This is a genomic window from Ruminococcus sp. RTP21484sp1_RTP21281st1_A8_RTP21281_210402 (genome assembly GCF_040914025.1).
Taxonomy (GTDB): domain Bacteria; phylum Bacillota; class Clostridia; order Lachnospirales; family Lachnospiraceae; genus Blautia_A; species Blautia_A faecis.
Genome location: NZ_JBCPGE010000035.1, coordinates 23,332 through 40,222, shown reverse-complemented (window position 1 = coordinate 40,222; position 16,891 = coordinate 23,332). Strand labels below are relative to the sequence as shown.

Annotated in this window: 16 protein-coding genes; 5 read left to right on the top strand and 11 right to left on the bottom strand. The window is 40.1% G+C overall.

The features are described 5' to 3' along the window. The first annotated feature begins 310 nt into the window (after positions 1 to 310). Complete coding sequence (gene tagD, locus AB5170_RS15725; protein WP_118584161.1) at positions 311 to 700, top strand: glycerol-3-phosphate cytidylyltransferase; 390 nt, start codon at positions 311 to 313, stop codon at positions 698 to 700. Positions 701 to 807: 107 nt separating this feature from the next. On the opposite strand, the gene AB5170_RS15720 is transcribed toward tagD, so the two are convergent. Continuing rightward, the gene (locus tag AB5170_RS15720; protein WP_368361433.1) at positions 808 to 2,307 is read right to left on the bottom strand and encodes an alpha-N-arabinofuranosidase; all 1,500 of its coding nucleotides are present in this window, start codon (positions 2,305 to 2,307) and stop codon (positions 808 to 810) included. Between the two features lie 164 nt (positions 2,308 to 2,471). Between AB5170_RS15720 and AB5170_RS15715 the strand changes: the two genes are divergently transcribed. Continuing rightward, on the top strand, positions 2,472 to 3,290 hold the full coding sequence (locus tag AB5170_RS15715) for a helix-turn-helix transcriptional regulator (RefSeq protein WP_173719296.1): 819 nt from the start codon (positions 2,472 to 2,474) through the stop codon (positions 3,288 to 3,290). A 4-nt stretch (positions 3,291 to 3,294) separates the two neighbouring features. Here the strand turns inward: AB5170_RS15715 and AB5170_RS15710 are convergent, their stop codons facing one another. Then, on the bottom strand, positions 3,295 to 4,113 hold the full coding sequence (locus tag AB5170_RS15710; protein ID WP_330602720.1) for a glycosyltransferase family 2 protein: 819 nt from the start codon (positions 4,111 to 4,113) through the stop codon (positions 3,295 to 3,297). A 69-nt stretch (positions 4,114 to 4,182) separates the two neighbouring features. After that, entirely contained in the window at positions 4,183 to 4,815 is a 633-nt protein-coding gene (locus AB5170_RS15705; RefSeq protein WP_173772516.1) for a DUF5052 family protein, read from the bottom strand. 997 nt (positions 4,816 to 5,812) lie between these two features. Between AB5170_RS15705 and AB5170_RS15700 the strand changes: the two genes are divergently transcribed. Next, on the top strand, positions 5,813 to 6,712 hold the full coding sequence (locus tag AB5170_RS15700; RefSeq protein ID WP_276512285.1) for a type IV pilin protein: 900 nt from the start codon (positions 5,813 to 5,815) through the stop codon (positions 6,710 to 6,712). 354 nt (positions 6,713 to 7,066) lie between these two features. Here AB5170_RS15700 and AB5170_RS15695 read toward each other — a convergent pair whose 3' ends face one another. The 5 genes from AB5170_RS15695 to AB5170_RS15675 form a co-directional block, all read right to left on the bottom strand. Beyond that, on the bottom strand, positions 7,067 to 7,879 hold the full coding sequence (locus AB5170_RS15695; protein WP_173772518.1) for a Tfp pilus assembly protein FimT/FimU: 813 nt from the start codon (positions 7,877 to 7,879) through the stop codon (positions 7,067 to 7,069). A gap of 228 nt (positions 7,880 to 8,107) precedes the next feature. After that, complete coding sequence (locus AB5170_RS15690) at positions 8,108 to 9,085, bottom strand: hypothetical protein (protein ID WP_173772520.1); 978 nt, start codon at positions 9,083 to 9,085, stop codon at positions 8,108 to 8,110. Positions 9,086 to 9,454: 369 nt separating this feature from the next. Then, complete coding sequence (locus AB5170_RS15685) at positions 9,455 to 11,557, bottom strand: hypothetical protein (protein ID WP_173772522.1); 2,103 nt, start codon at positions 11,555 to 11,557, stop codon at positions 9,455 to 9,457. Beyond that, the gene (locus tag AB5170_RS15680; protein WP_226854216.1) at positions 11,554 to 11,802 is read right to left on the bottom strand and encodes a hypothetical protein; all 249 of its coding nucleotides are present in this window, start codon (positions 11,800 to 11,802) and stop codon (positions 11,554 to 11,556) included. Before AB5170_RS15680 ends, AB5170_RS15685 begins: the two co-directional genes overlap by 4 nt. A 525-nt stretch (positions 11,803 to 12,327) precedes the next feature. After that, complete coding sequence (locus tag AB5170_RS15675) at positions 12,328 to 12,762, bottom strand: recombinase family protein (protein WP_207748695.1); 435 nt, start codon at positions 12,760 to 12,762, stop codon at positions 12,328 to 12,330. 114 nt (positions 12,763 to 12,876) lie between these two features. Between AB5170_RS15675 and AB5170_RS15670 the strand changes: the two genes are divergently transcribed. Together AB5170_RS15670 and AB5170_RS15665 are read left to right on the top strand one after the other, a co-directional pair. Continuing rightward, the gene (locus AB5170_RS15670) at positions 12,877 to 14,127 is read left to right on the top strand and encodes a hypothetical protein (RefSeq protein ID WP_202030784.1); all 1,251 of its coding nucleotides are present in this window, start codon (positions 12,877 to 12,879) and stop codon (positions 14,125 to 14,127) included. 98 nt (positions 14,128 to 14,225) lie between these two features. Continuing rightward, positions 14,226 to 14,354 carry a hypothetical protein gene (locus AB5170_RS15665; protein WP_330386326.1) on the top strand — a complete coding sequence of 43 codons (129 nt, stop codon included), beginning with the start codon at positions 14,226 to 14,228 and terminating at the stop codon, positions 14,352 to 14,354. A gap of 566 nt (positions 14,355 to 14,920) precedes the next feature. Here AB5170_RS15665 and dprA read toward each other — a convergent pair. From dprA to AB5170_RS15650, 3 genes are read right to left on the bottom strand one after another with little or no spacing between them, the layout of a single operon-like run. After that, positions 14,921 to 15,646: a DNA-processing protein DprA gene (gene dprA, locus AB5170_RS15660; protein ID WP_195478655.1), complete on the bottom strand. Its 726-nt coding sequence runs from the start codon at positions 15,644 to 15,646 to the stop codon at positions 14,921 to 14,923. 13 nt (positions 15,647 to 15,659) lie between these two features. After that, on the bottom strand, positions 15,660 to 16,199 hold the full coding sequence (locus AB5170_RS15655) for a phosphoribosyltransferase (RefSeq protein WP_195478654.1): 540 nt from the start codon (positions 16,197 to 16,199) through the stop codon (positions 15,660 to 15,662). Between the two features lie 51 nt (positions 16,200 to 16,250). Further along, entirely contained in the window at positions 16,251 to 16,853 is a 603-nt protein-coding gene (locus AB5170_RS15650; RefSeq protein ID WP_368361434.1) for a GTP pyrophosphokinase family protein, read from the bottom strand. Positions 16,854 to 16,891 lie beyond the last annotated feature (38 nt).

Genomic DNA, 16,891 nt, shown 5'->3' with positions numbered 1-16,891 from the left:
ATGTTTTCACGTTACCGCTCACATCTGCACTGTTATTGTTCCATCTTAACATTAAAACATACCTTTTACAACATGGATAAAAGGGAACTGGTAACTGTTTACTTCGTGTTTACTGTTCACTCCGTTCACAGTAACACGCTTCGCGATGCACAGAAATCATGCATTCGCATGATTTCGCGTCGCAATTCTCCTGATAAATAATCTTATATTTCCTTTCTACCGGGACTGTGGTAAAATAGTTGTATGTAAATCGCCTGGAACCATTCCGGCAAGACTATTTTCAGATTTCTTTATGAAAGGCACACAATTCATGAAACGAGTAATTACTTACGGTACCTTTGATCTGCTGCACTACGGGCACATTAATCTGCTGCGCAGGGCGAAAGCTTATGGTGACTACCTGATCGTAGCTTTATCTACAGATGAATTTAACTGGAACGAGAAGCATAAAAAATGCTATTTTTCTTATGAAAAAAGGAAATCCCTGCTGGAAGCCATCCGCTACGTGGATCTGGTAATTCCTGAGGAGAACTGGGAGCAGAAGGTAAGTGATATTAAAGAATACCACGTAGATACCTTTGTTATGGGTGACGATTGGGAAGGGAAGTTTGACTTTCTGAAGCCTTATTGCGACGTGGTGTACCTGCCGAGGACACCGGAGATTTCTACTACGCAGATTAAGGCGGATCTGCAGAAGTAGAAAGCAGTGGTAATTATATGGTCAGAGATTTCGTATGATTCATACAGGTTACGAAATCTCTAACTTTTTTATTTCATAATAGCAATGTGTGAGAGATTTTTCCCGGATTACTTTGCAAGGCGAATCATATTCCAGCTGTGTTTTCCAAGAACGGTGCTTAATTTACCGCCGTCAATCTTGCTTGCCGCAGATTTCTCCGGCATCACATTGTCCGGATCCGCCTCTGTATTAACGGCTTTCATATCATCATTGGTAAGCACAATATGCTCTTTCACCTGATATCCTTCAAACTGGCGCAAATCGCAGCTCACCTCAAGATCCTCTTCCAGACTTTTATTTACTGCAAAAATGGTAAGTGTATCTTCCTCTTCATTCCATACGCATACAGAGTCCAGATAAGAAACATCGCTGTAATTCCTGCTGTCATAAACCGGTGCCAGGATCTGTGTATTCAGTACCGTTCCGCGGCCGAAAATACTTGTGTACATGTATGGATAAAAAATAGTCTGACGCCATGCACCTGTATTGGAAGTCATGATCGGTGCGATAACATTTACAAGCTGTGCCAGGCAGGCCATTTTCACACGATCCGCATGACGGAGCAGTGTGATCAGCATACTTCCTACCAGAAGGGCATCCTCAAAATTATAGATATCCTCCAGCTGGTGTGGCGCCTTCCCCCATTTTTCCAGTTTCTCATCCGCTTCATTGCTGTGATACCATACATTCCACTCATCAAAGGACAGATGGATCCGCTTTTTGGCATGCTTCTTCGCACGCACTGCGTCGCAGATGCTGACTACGCCGGAGATGAAATCATCCATTCCCTTGGAATTTGCAAGAAAATCAGGCGTGTCATTTGCAGCATTGCCATAATACTGATGCAAAGACATGTAATCAACCAGATCGTAACATTCGTCCAGAACTGTATATTCCCAGTCTCCGAAAGTAGGCATGCCAAGGAAAGAGCTTCCACAGGCAACAGTCTCGATTTCCGGATCCAGCATTTTCATAATACGGGAAGTCTCTGCTGCTGTTCTTCCATATTCATACGCTGTCTTATGTCCCATCTGCCATGGACCATCCATTTCATTTCCCAAACACCAGGTTTTAATGTTGTGCGGCTCTGCATGACCGTTGGTCTTGCGCATGTCGCTGTAATAGGTACCGCCCTTAAAATTACAGTATTCCAGAAGATTTCTGGCTTCCTCCGGTCCTCTTGTTCCAAGATTCACTGCCATCATGATATCTGTGTCTGCTTTCTTCGCCCAGTCCACGAACTCGTCCAGGCCAAAGTGATTGTTCTCGATCACACCCCAGGCAAGTTCCGGTCTGGCAGGTCTTAGATTCTTCGGTCCAACACTGTCTTCCCATTTAAAGCCGGAAACAAAGTTGCCTCCCGGATAACGGACAATCGGAACCTGAAGCTCCCTTACCAGTTCCAGAGTATCTTTACGAAAGCCCTGCTCGTCAGACAGCGGGCTGCCCTCCTGATAGATTCCTTCATAAACAGCACGTCCCAGCTGTTCAATAAAAGAACCGAAAATCCGCTTATCCACCTTGCCGGTGAGGAAATATTTATCGATGATGATCTGTGCTTTTTTCATGGTGTCCTCCTTATATGGTGCCAATTGTATGGCATTTTTCTGCTCTTTATGTATCTATTATTTTAATGGCATACGATTTTTTTACCAGTTTTTTTATTCCGATATAGTTGACTTTTTTTCCGATAATGATTACAGTAAAAAAAATGGTGAAAGGAGTCCAGAGCATGAATTTTCACGAATCTGCAGACAGAGATTTTTCCATTCAGTTCTGCGAATACAACTATTCAAACCCTGATTATGATCAGATCTACCGTCCCAACGGAAGCGGAGACTATCTGTTTTTGCTTTTTAAGACACCCATGAAGGTTTATCTGGATAAAAAACTCAGTATTTCCAAGGAAAATGCCTGTATTCTCTATGCCCCCGGATATGAGCAGTATTATAAGGCTGTTCACAGGTTCCGGAACAGCTACCTTCATTTTTCCTGTAAGGCAGATCTGAAAAAACAGTATAGAATCCCACTTAACACTGTTTTTTATCCGGGAAACTGTGAAGAGATCGATGCCTGCATCCGGCTCCTTCACAAAGAACATATAGCAAATGATTTATTTTCCGATGAATACGAGTATACTCTCTTTCAGCAGCTTATGATTACGATTGCAAGGGGACTTAAAAGCCATCAGATACATGGAAGTGGAACAGAAGGAGACAATCTTTATTCTGCATTTCGAAAGCTTCGGCTGGAAATGCTCACGAACTACGCTAAGCCATGGGACACCACAAAGCTTTGTAAAACGGTCAGCCTGGAAAAAAGCCAGTTCTATTCCTGCTATCAGAAATTTTTCCAGAGTACCCCTCATGCAGATTTGCTTCAGATCCGTATGGATAAGGCAAAGAACCTGCTGACAAATGAAGCACTGACTGTCCAGCAGATTGCGCAGATGTGCGGATTTTCAGATTTTTCCCATTTCAGCAGATATTTCAGGAAACAGGCAGGATGCTCTCCCCTACAATGGCGCAGGAAAATGGGAGAGCCCCATTGATACTTTAACGATATTTCCAGATTCCGTGAAGTGCATAGGACAAAAAGAAACAGGCACTTCTCAGCGGTCCATAGCCAACGTAACGGTACACCTGATAGGTCATGATGGCAGATTTGGCTTTGTTTCTTGACTTTCCGCCCTGGGACAGACGATATTTCAGATAGGGCCTATTAATTCCTGTGGCATGTCCGTATTTTCGCACCACTTGCAGCCAGGTGATATAATCCTCATGGCTGTCATCATGCTCCATGGGAAATTCCAGCGCCACCTCACGGAGAATCAGGACGGAAGAACAGTTAATGCTGTTGTGTTTCAGAAGTTCATGATAGTCCAGCCTGGATTTAACCGAGATATACTTGCCTGTGAAGGTTCCGTCCGGATTCATGAGATCACGTCCTGTGGAGCAGATTACATCACCGGTCATTTCAAGAGCAGCCAGCTGTGCCGCTAGCTTTCCCTCTTCCCACCAGTCATCCGCATCCAGAAATGCCACATATCTGCCTTTCGCAACAGACACACCACGGTTACGGGAACCGGCAGCACCGAGATTGCGCTCATTTTTTATATAAACAAAATCCGGTCTGTTTTCCCAGGGAATGAGAGCTTCCCAGGTTCCATCAACAGAGCCGTCATCAATGACAATCAGCTCCAGGGGAATATTCTGCGCATAAACAGACTGCACTGCCTGGGCGATGTATTTCTCACCATTATATACGGGCATGATCACTGATACCGCTGGTCGCATTTCTTCCCCTGATGCCCTCTTGGATTGCTGCATTTTTTCTGCATTTTTCACTCGTAGCCCTGGTTCTGTAAATTCCATTTGTAACTCCTCTTATCTTTCACTTTCTATCATTATAAAACATCCGATTTCTTAAATATGCACTTATCTTTAAAGAAGGTCTTTATCAATAATCTGGTAGTTCGCCCGGTGTATGTACAGTGCCTTCCCATCGACCATAAGCTTTGTCATTTTCGGCAGATCGTCCGGAATTTCCCAATAGACATTATCCCCGGAAAATGCGGCGATAGGCTGTCCAAGCTGGGATTTGATGACCACAACCCTGGATTTGCCGAAATCATTTTTGTACCGGTTCAAAACCCTTGCCAGAGCTGCATTATCCGTGATTCCGTTCCCACCGTTACTGTTGACCTCGTCCAATGAGAAATCCACCTCCGGTTCCAGCCCCTTCTGAACAAATACACAGGTGTCTCCGCAGCTTTCGATTTCTTTTCCATCAATGGTAATCGTGATTACTGAAGACAGATCATAGCCGGTTACTGCTCTTCCATCGCTGTCATAGCTGACAGTTTCGATTTTATTTCCGGTAATGCTGATTTTCTTTCCAGAAGTTTTCAAGGTCTGATTCCCATAATTATCATAGGTATATACGGTATAATTGTTTCCGATCAATGAGCCATGAATTTCATTAATAATGGAACCCAGCTTACTGCAGCCGGTGAGCGCAACTACCAGAATTGCAGACAAAAGGACTGCGAATATTCTCTTCTTTTTCTTTTGCATTTTTCTTCTCTCCATGTGTTTTTATGTTTGATATGCTTCCACTATAACTTGTATCAAAAGATACTTACAGATTTATAGTAGCATGACAAATCACAGAACACAAGATGAATCACTGTCCCACATTTTAAATTATTTTAGTTCAGTTTATCTGTTCACTCCGAGACCAGCAGCTGCTTCGCGACGCACAGAAATCATGTAATCACATGATTTAGCGCCATTCTCACGCCAACCCAAACTCCACCAGTAGCTTATTTCGATACTCCCGATTGGTGCTTGCTTTTAACAGTTCGCTGATACGGTCTGCCAAAATAAGTTTCTCGCTCAAGGTCGCCATTTCATCTTGACCTTCCTGCCGTCCTTCCAAGCGTCCTTCCTGTTCTCCTTCTTGTCTGCTAACTCATAGCATCTCTTTAATCGCTTTACACATGTCAAATCCACCTCCTTTGGATTGTACTTCCTGTTTGATCAGCCTCAGCCGATATAAAAAAGAGAGCTCGCAGCGGTATATTCGGCATATGAGTTGACGGGTGCTCCTTCTTTTGGAAAACGTCAGAGAGTACAAACCTCATTTAACATTCAACAACCAACAATTACATTCAGAACTCCTGCTTTTTTCCTTTTTAACGGATTTAAAAGCATAAATTTCTGAAATATTATTAGATAAATCAGATGGGAGATATACCATTGTATATATTAAAAATATGTTTTTCATTATAATAGCATTGCAATCTAGAGTTTGCAAGTGTTCTATTTTGTTTCACTCAAAAGCATCAGAAAATATGAATTACTGGCTTTCAGGCACAGCTTGTACTAATAATTTTACATTAGTTGATATCTTGTTTTGGATAATTATTGTCTTTTTGTTTGATTCGCAAATGTTACGAAAATTACAGCTTATTTTGTCGAAAATGCAAATGGATTTCTAAAAAGCTATATGCTATCATTAAAAAGAAAAATATACATTTTATCAACAAATACATAAGAAAAAGGGATGTTTATGAAAAGAAAATTGAAGTCTGACAGAGGTTTTACGCTGGCAGAACTTTTAATCGTTGTGGCAATAATTGGTGTATTGGTTGCCATCGCCATTCCCATCTTTACAAGTCAGCTTGAGAGAAGCCGTGAAGCGGTGGATCTTTCGGATGTCAGGTCAGCGTATGCGGAAGTGATGATGGCGGCGATTACTGGGGATACCAGTGCTACGTATACAAAAACAGATCAGAAAATATATCAAGATAATGGCGATTATTACATTAAAGTAACGCCGTTAAAACAGCAGAAAAACGATTGGCAAACTCCATTGCCAATTACTATTGGAGGAGTATCATCGAATGCAGGCGAAACGTATTGGAAGGGAATTCCTGGACCAAATGGGTATTGCGAAATCACATATCATGCACCTACTAGTGATGCTATGGAGTATGTTTCATTTTACTGGGAAAGTGGAAATAATGCTAGTAATAAGAATGAAAATAATACAGATAAAGGAGATTCCAATAATTCAGACACAGAAGATAGCTCAGCCAATACCATTATTAAAGATTTAAATATAGGTGCAATTCAGTATCCTAATCAGCCGCCTAATAAAGAGGGCGTTACGGAACCATTTAGCATAAATATGGGATTGGCATATAAGAAAAATGGACTCCTTTACATTGCTATAACTAATGCAAGTTATACTAACTATCATGATTATGCGGCTCCTGATAACAACATAGGACAAGCTTATTTTGTCCAACCAACAGGAACAATACTAACTAAAGATAATTTAAAAGATATTTGGAATAATAAAGAATTACGATTGGAAAAGTTAAAAGCTGGAGATATATATAAAGAAGGAGAGGATTATTATATTTGCAGAACAGATTGCAGTTATTATTTCCCCCCCCAGAAGTGACAATATTGATACCGTTGCAAATGATAGTGGTAATTGGATAAAAATTAATCTAAATGGTTCTACAAATTATAACTAATAAACCAAGATAAAAACTGTGATTAAGATGAAAATACTAATTATAATTTAAGGTTTTAAAATTCTCTTAGAGAGAAAGTTATGCCCTGTTCAAGTCCATTGCAATATTAAAATGCAATGAACTTGACAGGATCAGCTCTGTTACTTCCTTTTCCGTATTTTTGCGCTCCATTTCAACTCCAGCAATTTTTCCGACATCATATTTCTCCCTTTACCGAAGTGCCTCTTCCTCTTTCCGATTATATTCGCAAATTTTCAACATCCGCACTGACTATGTTTTCAGTTATTTAACTGTATAAAAGAGACTGACGTAATGCATACCGGACCTTTTCCCACTTGACTTCTCGGAACTTCAAAAGAAATTCTCACATCATCATCGTGCCCTTCTTCATGCGTATAATCAAATTCATATTTCCCCAATGTTTGAACATTTTGTTCAAGGTACGTATTATTGCCATTTCTATTAGACAGTCTGACCTTTAGATTCGCGCCGCACTCTTCTATATTGACAACAAGTTTGTATTTTTTATTCGCCTGTAACATAATCGTTTCATCGCCACCCCGTTTTAGCACGCTATCCTTATGAGAAGGAGTTAGAATTGCCTTTCCATTCTCAAATTTCGCATTTATTACCTCCCATCCGGCTGTGCTATCCCAGAAACTGCTATCTATCAGGATATTATTTTCCCCATTTGAACCGCTATCACCATTTTGGCTTTCTCCCTCAAACTTAATGTAAACCGTTTCTGTATCAGCATGATATTCTACCCACGCCTGTGTCCCGGGAATTCCTTCAATAACAGAAAAATTTCCCAGACTATTGGGGATTGTCTCCGTTTGCCAGTCTGGCTGTTTTTGCCTAAGATTGATTTTTTCAAAATCTTTTCCATCAATATTCACATTTCCATCGACTGTAATTGCTTCATCCATAACCTGTGCATACTGTGCCCTTATATTTGCAGCATCGGCTGCTTCTCGGCTTTTTTCAAGCAGGCTGGTAAATATGGGAATACCTATTGCCACCAATACTGCTATTATGGCAACAACAATGAGAAGCTCTGCCAGTGTAAAACCTTTTCTTTTTTTCTTCATAGTTCCTTTGCTCCATAAACGAATATGTCTCCTATCGGCGACAGTACTGTATATGCCTGAATTAGTCAAATACAATTGCGATTCTTAGAATAGAGTAACATATAAGCTCGTGAAGTACAATGTAATAAATGAAAATACTGAGGTTGAACTATATTTACCCAAAGAATTGTAATTCTTCTGGAATTAAATTGGGTGGCTGCTATCAAAGGCTGCCACCCAATTTTACCCTTATGCAATTCCCAACTCCGCCATCAGTTTTTTTCGATACTTTTTATTATTACTTGCCTGCAATAAATCATTAATACGCCCAGCAGAGACTAACTTTTGAATTAATTCATTCATTCGTTCTTCTGTCTTACGTTCGCCCTCACGTCTGCCCTCACGAATACCTTCCTGTTTGCTGTCTCTCATCATATCATCAAACGCCTTGCACATATCAAATTCACCTCCCACCGTTTCAACATCTCTCTTTATAAGTTTCATGGCCCTAATTCCCGACATTACAGTAAGTAGGTCAAATGTGTCTTCTTCTAGTTTGGAGAAAACCTCTTCATTTGCCTTTACATACTCCCGTAAAGCCGTTTTGTCATTCGTTCTTTGCAAAAATCCACAAACCTGTTGTAAATCGGTCTGGAACCAGTGTATATTTTTGAAATAATACACTTCAAAAAGCAGCATTGGTGTCTCGAAAAATAATTTCTGCAGTTCTTCTGGAAAATCATTTGCTCCGGTCAGATCATCCATTTTGAAGGCTGCACGCCAGTGCTCTTGTCCAAAATAGATTACAATTTGAAGCACAGGGTAAAAATGATCGGTCTTTTTCATTCCCGAAAGCCGCTCGGCATTATCTTTTAAATCATTACAGTTCTTATGATCCTTTTGCAGTTTTTTCCACTGATTATAATAGTCAATTCCTTTCTCGTGCAAAAGTCTGACCGGCATTGCATAATGCTCCAGTGTTTGTATCTGAATCATAAACTGAAATTTCAGACTCTTCCACGTCACTGCAACAGACAGATCTGGTGTATTTTCTATAGCGACAACTTTATTCTTTTCCCGATAGACATTATGCAGCACTGGATTTTTCTCCAACAGATTATCTTCTGTAATAACCTGCCTGCCATGAAAAACCATTCCATTCAGAAGATCCACTATCCGTCGTGGATCCTTAAAGTACTCAATTGATGTGGCGTTCTTTTCCCGCATGCACACTCCTTTCTTGGTATGAAAAAGTTATATAAAGTCATGTGTACAATACAAGAACGAACATTTTGTACTATCATTAGTATATACATATATTTTGTATTTTTCAAGTATTAGTATACAAAAAGTACAACTTTACAACAACTATTTCATCCCCACGCAAAATATTCATAACGAAATGGAATTACCTGACCGAATGGTCAGATTTAGATTTTTCTTTTGTAAAAGTAAATTAAGTATACGACTTAACGAAGGGCAATGTCAATCAAAAAAATTGAGGATTATGTATATGATTTTCATAAGAATTGTGCAGAAAAGCAGACCAGAAATGACTTCTGGCCTGCCCGGTAAAAAGAATTATTTAAATTGAAATCACCCAAATTTCCTCATATTACTAAGGTCTGTCAGGTCGATCATCTGTGTTTCGCCGACTTCACCGGTTGGGCTCATCGGGCATACGGCGTAATTTCGTGTTTCGCTTCCTATCGTAAGTTTAGCCACATAATGCCAGCGTGACCATTCCTCAGTACCTCTCTGATAATCGCCATAACAATTGTGAATATCGTCAAAACCACCGATTAACTTTGCAAAATCACAAAGGGCTGCCGGTGATGTGCAGGAATCCCAACGATAAGATACAAAAAATGGAGTATTAGGTTCTGCAGCCAGAGATACCAGATAATTTCCATGTACCGTTACATATTTGAAGCGACCTGGCTCTGTGAGATAATCACTTACAGCGTCCATTTTTTCAAATGGAGTCATATCGGAAGTTGTAACTTTATTGATAATGTCAGTCATCCATGCTTTCTCAGCCTGGTCATAATCCATAACATTTAATGCCACTGTTTTTGCAACCGTGTAACCAGACATGGAGTATTCTCGGAATTCGATATCGTAAGTTCCTGCTTTTTCAAAATATACATATCCGATATAACCGCCTTTTACTTTTTTCAGGGAAGTGGTCTCGGAATCGCCGTTTTCATAAGGAATATCATCATATATGTGCGTTGTTCCACCTGAATACACATTTATCAAAGGGCTTTCTCCATCACAGATCAGTCTAAAAGAATTCAGATCCTGATTGTCTGTTTTTATAAAAAGAGGTTTGATACACTGTGTGTAAATATCTGCTTTCTGCTTGTCCAAACCATAAATTTCATAGGTATATTTAGCAGGTGTTATGCCTTTCGTATCATATATTGGCAAATCTACTTTACGAATTTCGCTCCACGGTCCAACGACTTTTACATTATTGCGGATGGTGTAAGAACGTACTTTTGCATAATAACTGCGGCCTGAGTCTAAATAATAGAAACTCACACTTCCTATCCCGTCATCTTCACCGATTGTTCGCATATCCTGAACACTGTATGCAAACTTATCATTGTAAGAAAGATAACCTTCGTAACCAACATAAGGATCTGACTGGGAAAAAGTTCCCGGGCAGTTCACATCCACCCATCCGTCACCATAATCTATTGACTTGATGGTGGGAACAGGAAGTGTGCTGTCAACGGTTTCAGATGTCACTACATAAGAAGTCTCAGTATGCGGATTGTATAGCTTCTGGGTAACTGAAACCGTGGAAGTAATTTTTTGTCCATAAATATCCGTGATGGTAATCACGCATTTCCCAGGCTCAAGCGTCGCAAATAAGTGGCTGTTTCCGCCTTCAGCTTCATCTGTGGAATATACAACAGCCGGATCAGAAATATTAATGTCTTTGATTCCATTTGAAATTTCAATCTCATAATACCTTCCGCTTTCCAGGGTTATATTTGCTTTTCCCTCTTCGAGCGTTAATTTCGGAACCGGCTTAGGGGCAGGCGTTGTATTTGAAGTATTTTCTTTTGACTTTCCGCTTGTTTTGCAATGTTCTGTGGAAGACCATTTGGAATAATATTTCTTTCCTTTAATGGCCATGTAGGTACGGGCTTGCATATAATATGTAGTTCCGGCTTTCAGTCCATTGAGGGAAACGGTGTTGTTTTTGTTTCCTTTGACTGTTATGGTTTTCGCATTTTTTAATTTGGAATTTGTGGCATAGCGCAGCTGGTAACCGCTGGTCTGAGCGGTTTGCCTTTTTATTACCACACTGGCAGTCTTTTTTCCAACATAACCACCCATTACCTGGGTCTTTGGAGGCAAAATGGTAAACTGCTTTTTCACTTTGCCGGTATAAGCACCTTTTCCAATAATCTGAACCGTATAGGTGCCTACCTTTTTGCAGCCCTTGGAATACTTCAGAACATAGTTTTTCTTCTCTTTCAGGGCTTTGCCCTTATAGGTGACGCTTACCTTCGGGCGCTGGACTTTTTGATTGTAGGTGAGTTTGGTGGCTGATAGTTTAATCTTGGTGTTTTTCAGATTTACCTTTGCAGCGGCAAATACCTGGCTTGTACTGCACAGCAGAAGCAGGGAAATGATGAGGCAAAGACGAACCAGCCGATGAAGGTGGTGATTCTTTTTCATAAATTTTTGCTCCTTCCTGCTAATTCCAAAACATGTTCTTTGCTAATTTTCAGTAAAGCCGCAATCTTTTCAATGCCCATTCCATCCTGAAGTAACGAATTGACAATTTCTTTTGTTTTCAATTCCTTTCCTTCCTGTATTCCCTCTTGTATTCCTTTTTGTATTCCACTTTGCTCCCCAGCCTCAAACTCAGCTTTTCTCAATTTACGTTCTTCCTCTTCTTTGTCATATTCAAATATACTCACTGCGATAACCTCCGCTCTATTTTTCCGAAGAAATTCTTCCAGAATTTCCTCCTGAATACATTCATCTACAGCTTTTTGAACAGCTGTTTCCAGTTGCATATATTTTGCATATTTACGAACCCGCGCTACATATATTGCATATTCCCTTAGTATCTGGCACTGTTCCATCAATTCCCTGTTACTGCCTTCATAGCATCCGGAATATCGTGACCTTGTAGTTTCTGTTTACCATAGGCTGGTCCTCCTTTTCTTTGCAGGAGTCAGAAAAGACAAGCTAAGCATACATACCTTTCATTCAGAACTCCTGCTCTTCTTCGTTAATGGGTAAAAAGCATGGATTTCTGATGTGTGATTAGATAAATCAGATGGCGGATATGCCTTGAACTATATGAGAAATATGCTTTTTATCATAATAACATTGAAGTTCTTGATTTACAAGTATTTTTCGAAAGTCTGCTAAATTCTTTTGCTTTCTTTCTTCACAGCCTATTCCCCTGGTAACGGGAATGATTTTTCAAACACGCTCTAATCCGTCACCAGCCTTACGCCATCCATAAACAAAATCTCACACCCCTTATCACCCCCAATTATAATTTCCCCAATCACCATTCTCGTATTCTTCGCCACCTGGAACCAGTCAGGATACTTTTCGGTCAGCTCTTTCATCTGTGCTGCGCGTAAGCGCTCCAGGGCATTTCCCTGGGCAATATCTTTCTCCCAACCTGACAGAAGATTTTCTCTCTGGGATACCAGCTGTGCCGCGTCCCATATTTCCCGCTCTATGATTGCTTCATGATCATTTTCCACATAATACTGGGTCAGTTTTCCATCGTTCTTTTCCAGCTCTTTCGTAAGAAAATCCCGGATATAATACTTCTGCATAAGCAGATCTCCCTTGTACTTTTCATTTTGAAGGATGCGAACGACCGAAACCGCAGCCCAACGAGATTCGCCATGCACCACAGTTTTGCAGTAACATATGCTCACTTATCGCTTGAAAGCCTTTTGTTTCCTTGCTTTCAGGCTTTTTTTATTTTTAAATTTCGTCATATTTTACTAGCGTTTTGTATCGTTTTGTGGTGCAATAAATATTATACGAAACGGAGTGCTTGCTATGTACCTCAAAAAACACCAAACCTGAATGGTCGGATTCGCCTTTCCATTGTTGACACCTATTACGATAAAGCTAAGAAATGCTCCCGCCAGAAAACAGTAGAATCTATTGGCTGGCTAGACGAATTAGAAAAAAAATATGATGACCCTATTGCTCACTTTCAAAAAAGAGTCGAGCAGCTAAAAGCTGAAAAAGCAGCCAGACAGGCTCCCATCCACTTTACTTTTTACGATTCTGATTGCCTTTGTTTAGGTGACAAGCTGAGAAAAAACTTTGGCTATGCTGCACTGAGCCAGATCTACCATGAGCTCGGTCTCCATACTTTTCTAACGAACCGGCAGCGCCGCTCAAAAGAACAGTATGATGCCAATACCATCATGAAGATGCTGGTCTATTCCAGACTTCTTTTCCCTGCTTCAAAGAAATCTTCCTATGATGATCGGGAACATTTCTTTGAGAAAACAGACTACTCTTTAGACGATGTTTACCGCTGTCTGTCTTTCCTTGACAAACATAAAGAAAACTTGCAGATCTGGCTAAATGACCATATCAAAGAGAATTATGGCAGGGATACCAGCCTCATCTATTATGATGTTACAAACTACTATTTTGAGACAGATGAGCAAACCGATTTTCTCCGTAAAGGAGTTTCAAAAGAACATCGTCCAAATCCAATTGTGCAGATGGGACTTTTCATGGATAATCAGGGAATTCCTATTACTTATGAGCTTTTTCCCGGAAATACCAATAACTGTCTGACCTACAGACCTAACTTTGGACGCATCAAAAAGCAGTTTGATCTTGGCAGAGTCATTTCCGTTGCTGACAAAGGAATGACAACAGGTGATAACATCTGGTACACGATCAACACGCCCACTCATGACGGATATGTTTTCAGTATGTCCATCCGGGGCGCAGAAAAAAGCATCAAGGACTATGTTCTGGAACAGGAAGGTTATGAATGGCTTGGTACAGAATACAAGCGGAAATCCCGCAAATCTCCAAGAACAATCCAAGTATCCTCTGTTTCGGGCAAAAAAATAAAAAAGCAGGTAAATGAGAAACAGGTTGTCTTCTGGAGTGAAAAATATGCCAAACGAGCAAAAGCAGAGCGTGAAGCTGCACTGACAAAAGCAAGAGACCTGGCAAAAAATCCAGGGAATTATACAAGAGCCACGTCTTATGGTGCTGCAAAATATGTCAAAAAATAGACTATGACAAAGAAACCGGAGAAATCCTTACCGCCTCTTCTGGGCTGGACATTGATGAGGACAAAATCCGGGAGGAAGAATCACTGGATGGTTACTACATGCTCTTAACCAGCGAAATGGAGACATCTGACGACGAGATTATCGATATGTACCGAGGTTTATGGAGAATTGAGGAATCTTTTAAAGTAACCAAAAGTGAACTGGAAGCCAGACCCGTGTATGTCTGAACAAAAGAACATATCGAAGCACATTTCCTTACCTGTTTTGTAGCTTTGACAATCGCTAGAATACTGGAAAATAAACTGGAGCGAAAATACAGCATCGGAACTATTTTGGAATCTCTGTCAAAAGCCAAATGCAACCTAATCCAGCAAAACTATTATCTGTTTGATTATTACGATGAAGTTTTAAAAGATATCGAAAGAGTTACAGATATTGATTTTGGAAAACGTATCCGTACGCTAGGGGAAATAAAAAAAGTTTTAGCAAAGACCCAAAAATAGAAAAAACACCATGAAAATCTGACAAAGCAGAAAGCCCGCCAAGCCCTGTATTTACTGGGTTTGACGGGTGTTTTATATCCATTTAGCTGCAAAAGTCAGGGTCTTTCGCAACTGTTAGAATATGAAAAGAGTATGCGAACTACGGCATTTTTGCCATTTATTCCGTACGAAAAATAAGATAAAAAAGTAGAAATGATGTAGAATATTTTTCAATAAAATTTGTACTAAAACAGAACATAAAAATCCCCACGAGAAACAATGCTGCTTTTCTGTTTCTCGTGGGGAAATAGTTATACAAAATCAAAACTCAATTGCGTATATTCTTCTATATCTGCAATTTCACATAAATAGTTCTCTAAATCCTCATTGGTTTTAATCACTGCTGCCTGATATAAATTCTCCAAAACATTATTTCCTGTAGAATATTTCAACAAACCGTGATAATAACAAGCCAGGCGGCGATTCTGTTTTTTTGCATACTCTGCAGTATGCATAGTACCACTTTTTTCCATAGCTTCTACTACCAGAACCCCCTGAGACATGCCACTTTGAAGTCGGTCGCGCTGCACGAAACGATATTTCTCAGGTCTTGTTCCTTCGGGATATTCGCTAATAAGACATCCGCCCTGCTTTAAAACTTCTTCTGCAATCCATTGATTAGATTTCGGATATATTTCATTTATTCCGCAAGGAAGAACCACTGCGCATTTCCCCCCTGCTGCCAGAGCCCCCTTTAGAGCTTCTGCATCACAGCCAAGTGCAAGACCATTTACAAGATTAAAACCATTTTTGCCTATAATACTGCCCGCATTATAAGCCAACTTAGCACCTACAGCCGATATCTTACGTGATCCTACAACCGCAATACTTTTATGCTTATTCAAAATATCAATATTTCCTCTATAGTACAAAACCTCTGGCCGGTCTTTTATTTTTTTCAAATCATGTGGATAATTTGTTTCATCAACTCGACAGATTTTTATTTCCTGCCATAGTGTTGTTTTCTTTTCTTCCATAAGCTTTTCCATTTTATATTGCCTTACCCAATGCAAACATTTCTACATTAGCGGCTCCACGATTTAATAAAATTTCTTTGCAGACATACAGAGAGTTTCCAGTTGTAGTTACATCATCCATCAATAATACAATGTCTCCGCTTATGTCTATATCCTCTACCGTATCAATAGACTGCATATGAACTGACAGATTCCTGCTTCCTCCTGTTGCAAGCTTGTTGATTGAATGGCTTCTCCTTAAAAAATATACTTTATTATCCCTTCCATTGGCAGCAAGCATTTCTCCTAGTTTTCCAATTCCGGATTCTCTTTTTTCCGCATTACTGGAAGGTACCACACAAATAGTTACTCCGGGGCATATCTCACAATCCAGTAAATTGTAAAAATATTTAATCGCCGATGGTTTCCTATCCTTCAAATCCAATATTTTCCCGCTAAACACATCAAACAATGGATTCTTTATCTTTCGTTCTCTGTCCAGCCAATATTTATGATAGTTACTGTAAACTACAATTTCACCAGTTCCGTTCCATGCTTCATTTACAAACACCATGTTTATAGCCTCCTTCGAACAAACGTTTTCTTTATTTTATCAGATTGCTACTCACATTTCAACCGGATGATCATTATATTTCTCAAACTCCTTTTCCATCTTTTCCAGTATATTGGAGTATTGGAGAAGTTCGGCTACACGTTGTTCTTTGTTGTCGTATTGTTTCTTGTAGGAGACGCGGTGTTCCATGGCGGCCCAGAAGTCCATGGAGATGGTGCGCAGCTGGATTTCTACCGGATAGTATTCGTTTGCATCCAGACAGCAGACATTTACGCCGAGAATGACATGATGGCTGCGATAACCGTTGGGCTTGGGGCTCTCAATATAGTTTCTCTCACGGATGAAAATAAGGTCGGGCTGCTTCTTTAACATGTTTATCAGATTATTTACATCACCAACAAAATAGCAGATAATACGCACCCCCGCAATATCCTGCAACTGATCCTTGGCATTTTCCAAGGTTGGCTCGAAACCATGACGCACCAGTTTTTCCTCAATGCTGTCCTTCTTTTTGATCCGGTACTGTATGTTATGAACGGGTTTCCCCGTCTTTGTTTTATAAATAGAGTGGTTCAGCACTTCCAGACGTGTCAGCAATAGCTTCATCGCATCCTCATACGGCTGAATAAGCTCATAATACTCCTTGTCAGTCATAAGTAAAAACCCTCCTTCTCGTTTTCCATGGTACTATA

Excerpts from the sequence above, each read along its gene's own strand:
- tagD (WP_118584161.1), top strand. The coding sequence starts at position 311 with ATGAAACGAGTAATTACTTACGGTACCTTTGATCTGCTGCACTACGGG.
- AB5170_RS15720 (WP_368361433.1), bottom strand. The coding sequence starts at position 2,307 with ATGAAAAAAGCACAGATCATCATCGATAAATATTTCCTCACCGGCAAG.
- AB5170_RS15715 (WP_173719296.1), top strand. The coding sequence starts at position 2,472 with ATGAATTTTCACGAATCTGCAGACAGAGATTTTTCCATTCAGTTCTGC.
- AB5170_RS15710 (WP_330602720.1), bottom strand. The coding sequence starts at position 4,113 with ATGGAATTTACAGAACCAGGGCTACGAGTGAAAAATGCAGAAAAAATG.
- AB5170_RS15705 (WP_173772516.1), bottom strand. The coding sequence starts at position 4,815 with ATGCAAAAGAAAAAGAAGAGAATATTCGCAGTCCTTTTGTCTGCAATT.
- AB5170_RS15700 (WP_276512285.1), top strand. The coding sequence starts at position 5,813 with ATGAAAAGAAAATTGAAGTCTGACAGAGGTTTTACGCTGGCAGAACTT.
- AB5170_RS15695 (WP_173772518.1), bottom strand. The coding sequence starts at position 7,879 with ATGAAGAAAAAAAGAAAAGGTTTTACACTGGCAGAGCTTCTCATTGTT.
- AB5170_RS15690 (WP_173772520.1), bottom strand. The coding sequence starts at position 9,085 with ATGCGGGAAAAGAACGCCACATCAATTGAGTACTTTAAGGATCCACGA.
- AB5170_RS15685 (WP_173772522.1), bottom strand. The coding sequence starts at position 11,557 with ATGAAAAAGAATCACCACCTTCATCGGCTGGTTCGTCTTTGCCTCATC.
- AB5170_RS15665 (WP_330386326.1), top strand. The coding sequence starts at position 14,226 with ATGCTCTTAACCAGCGAAATGGAGACATCTGACGACGAGATTATCGAT.
- dprA (WP_195478655.1), bottom strand. The coding sequence starts at position 15,646 with ATGGAAGAAAAGAAAACAACACTATGGCAGGAAATAAAAATCTGTCGA.
- AB5170_RS15655 (WP_195478654.1), bottom strand. The coding sequence starts at position 16,199 with ATGGTGTTTGTAAATGAAGCATGGAACGGAACTGGTGAAATTGTAGTT.
- AB5170_RS15650 (WP_368361434.1), bottom strand. The coding sequence starts at position 16,853 with ATGACTGACAAGGAGTATTATGAGCTTATTCAGCCGTATGAGGATGCG.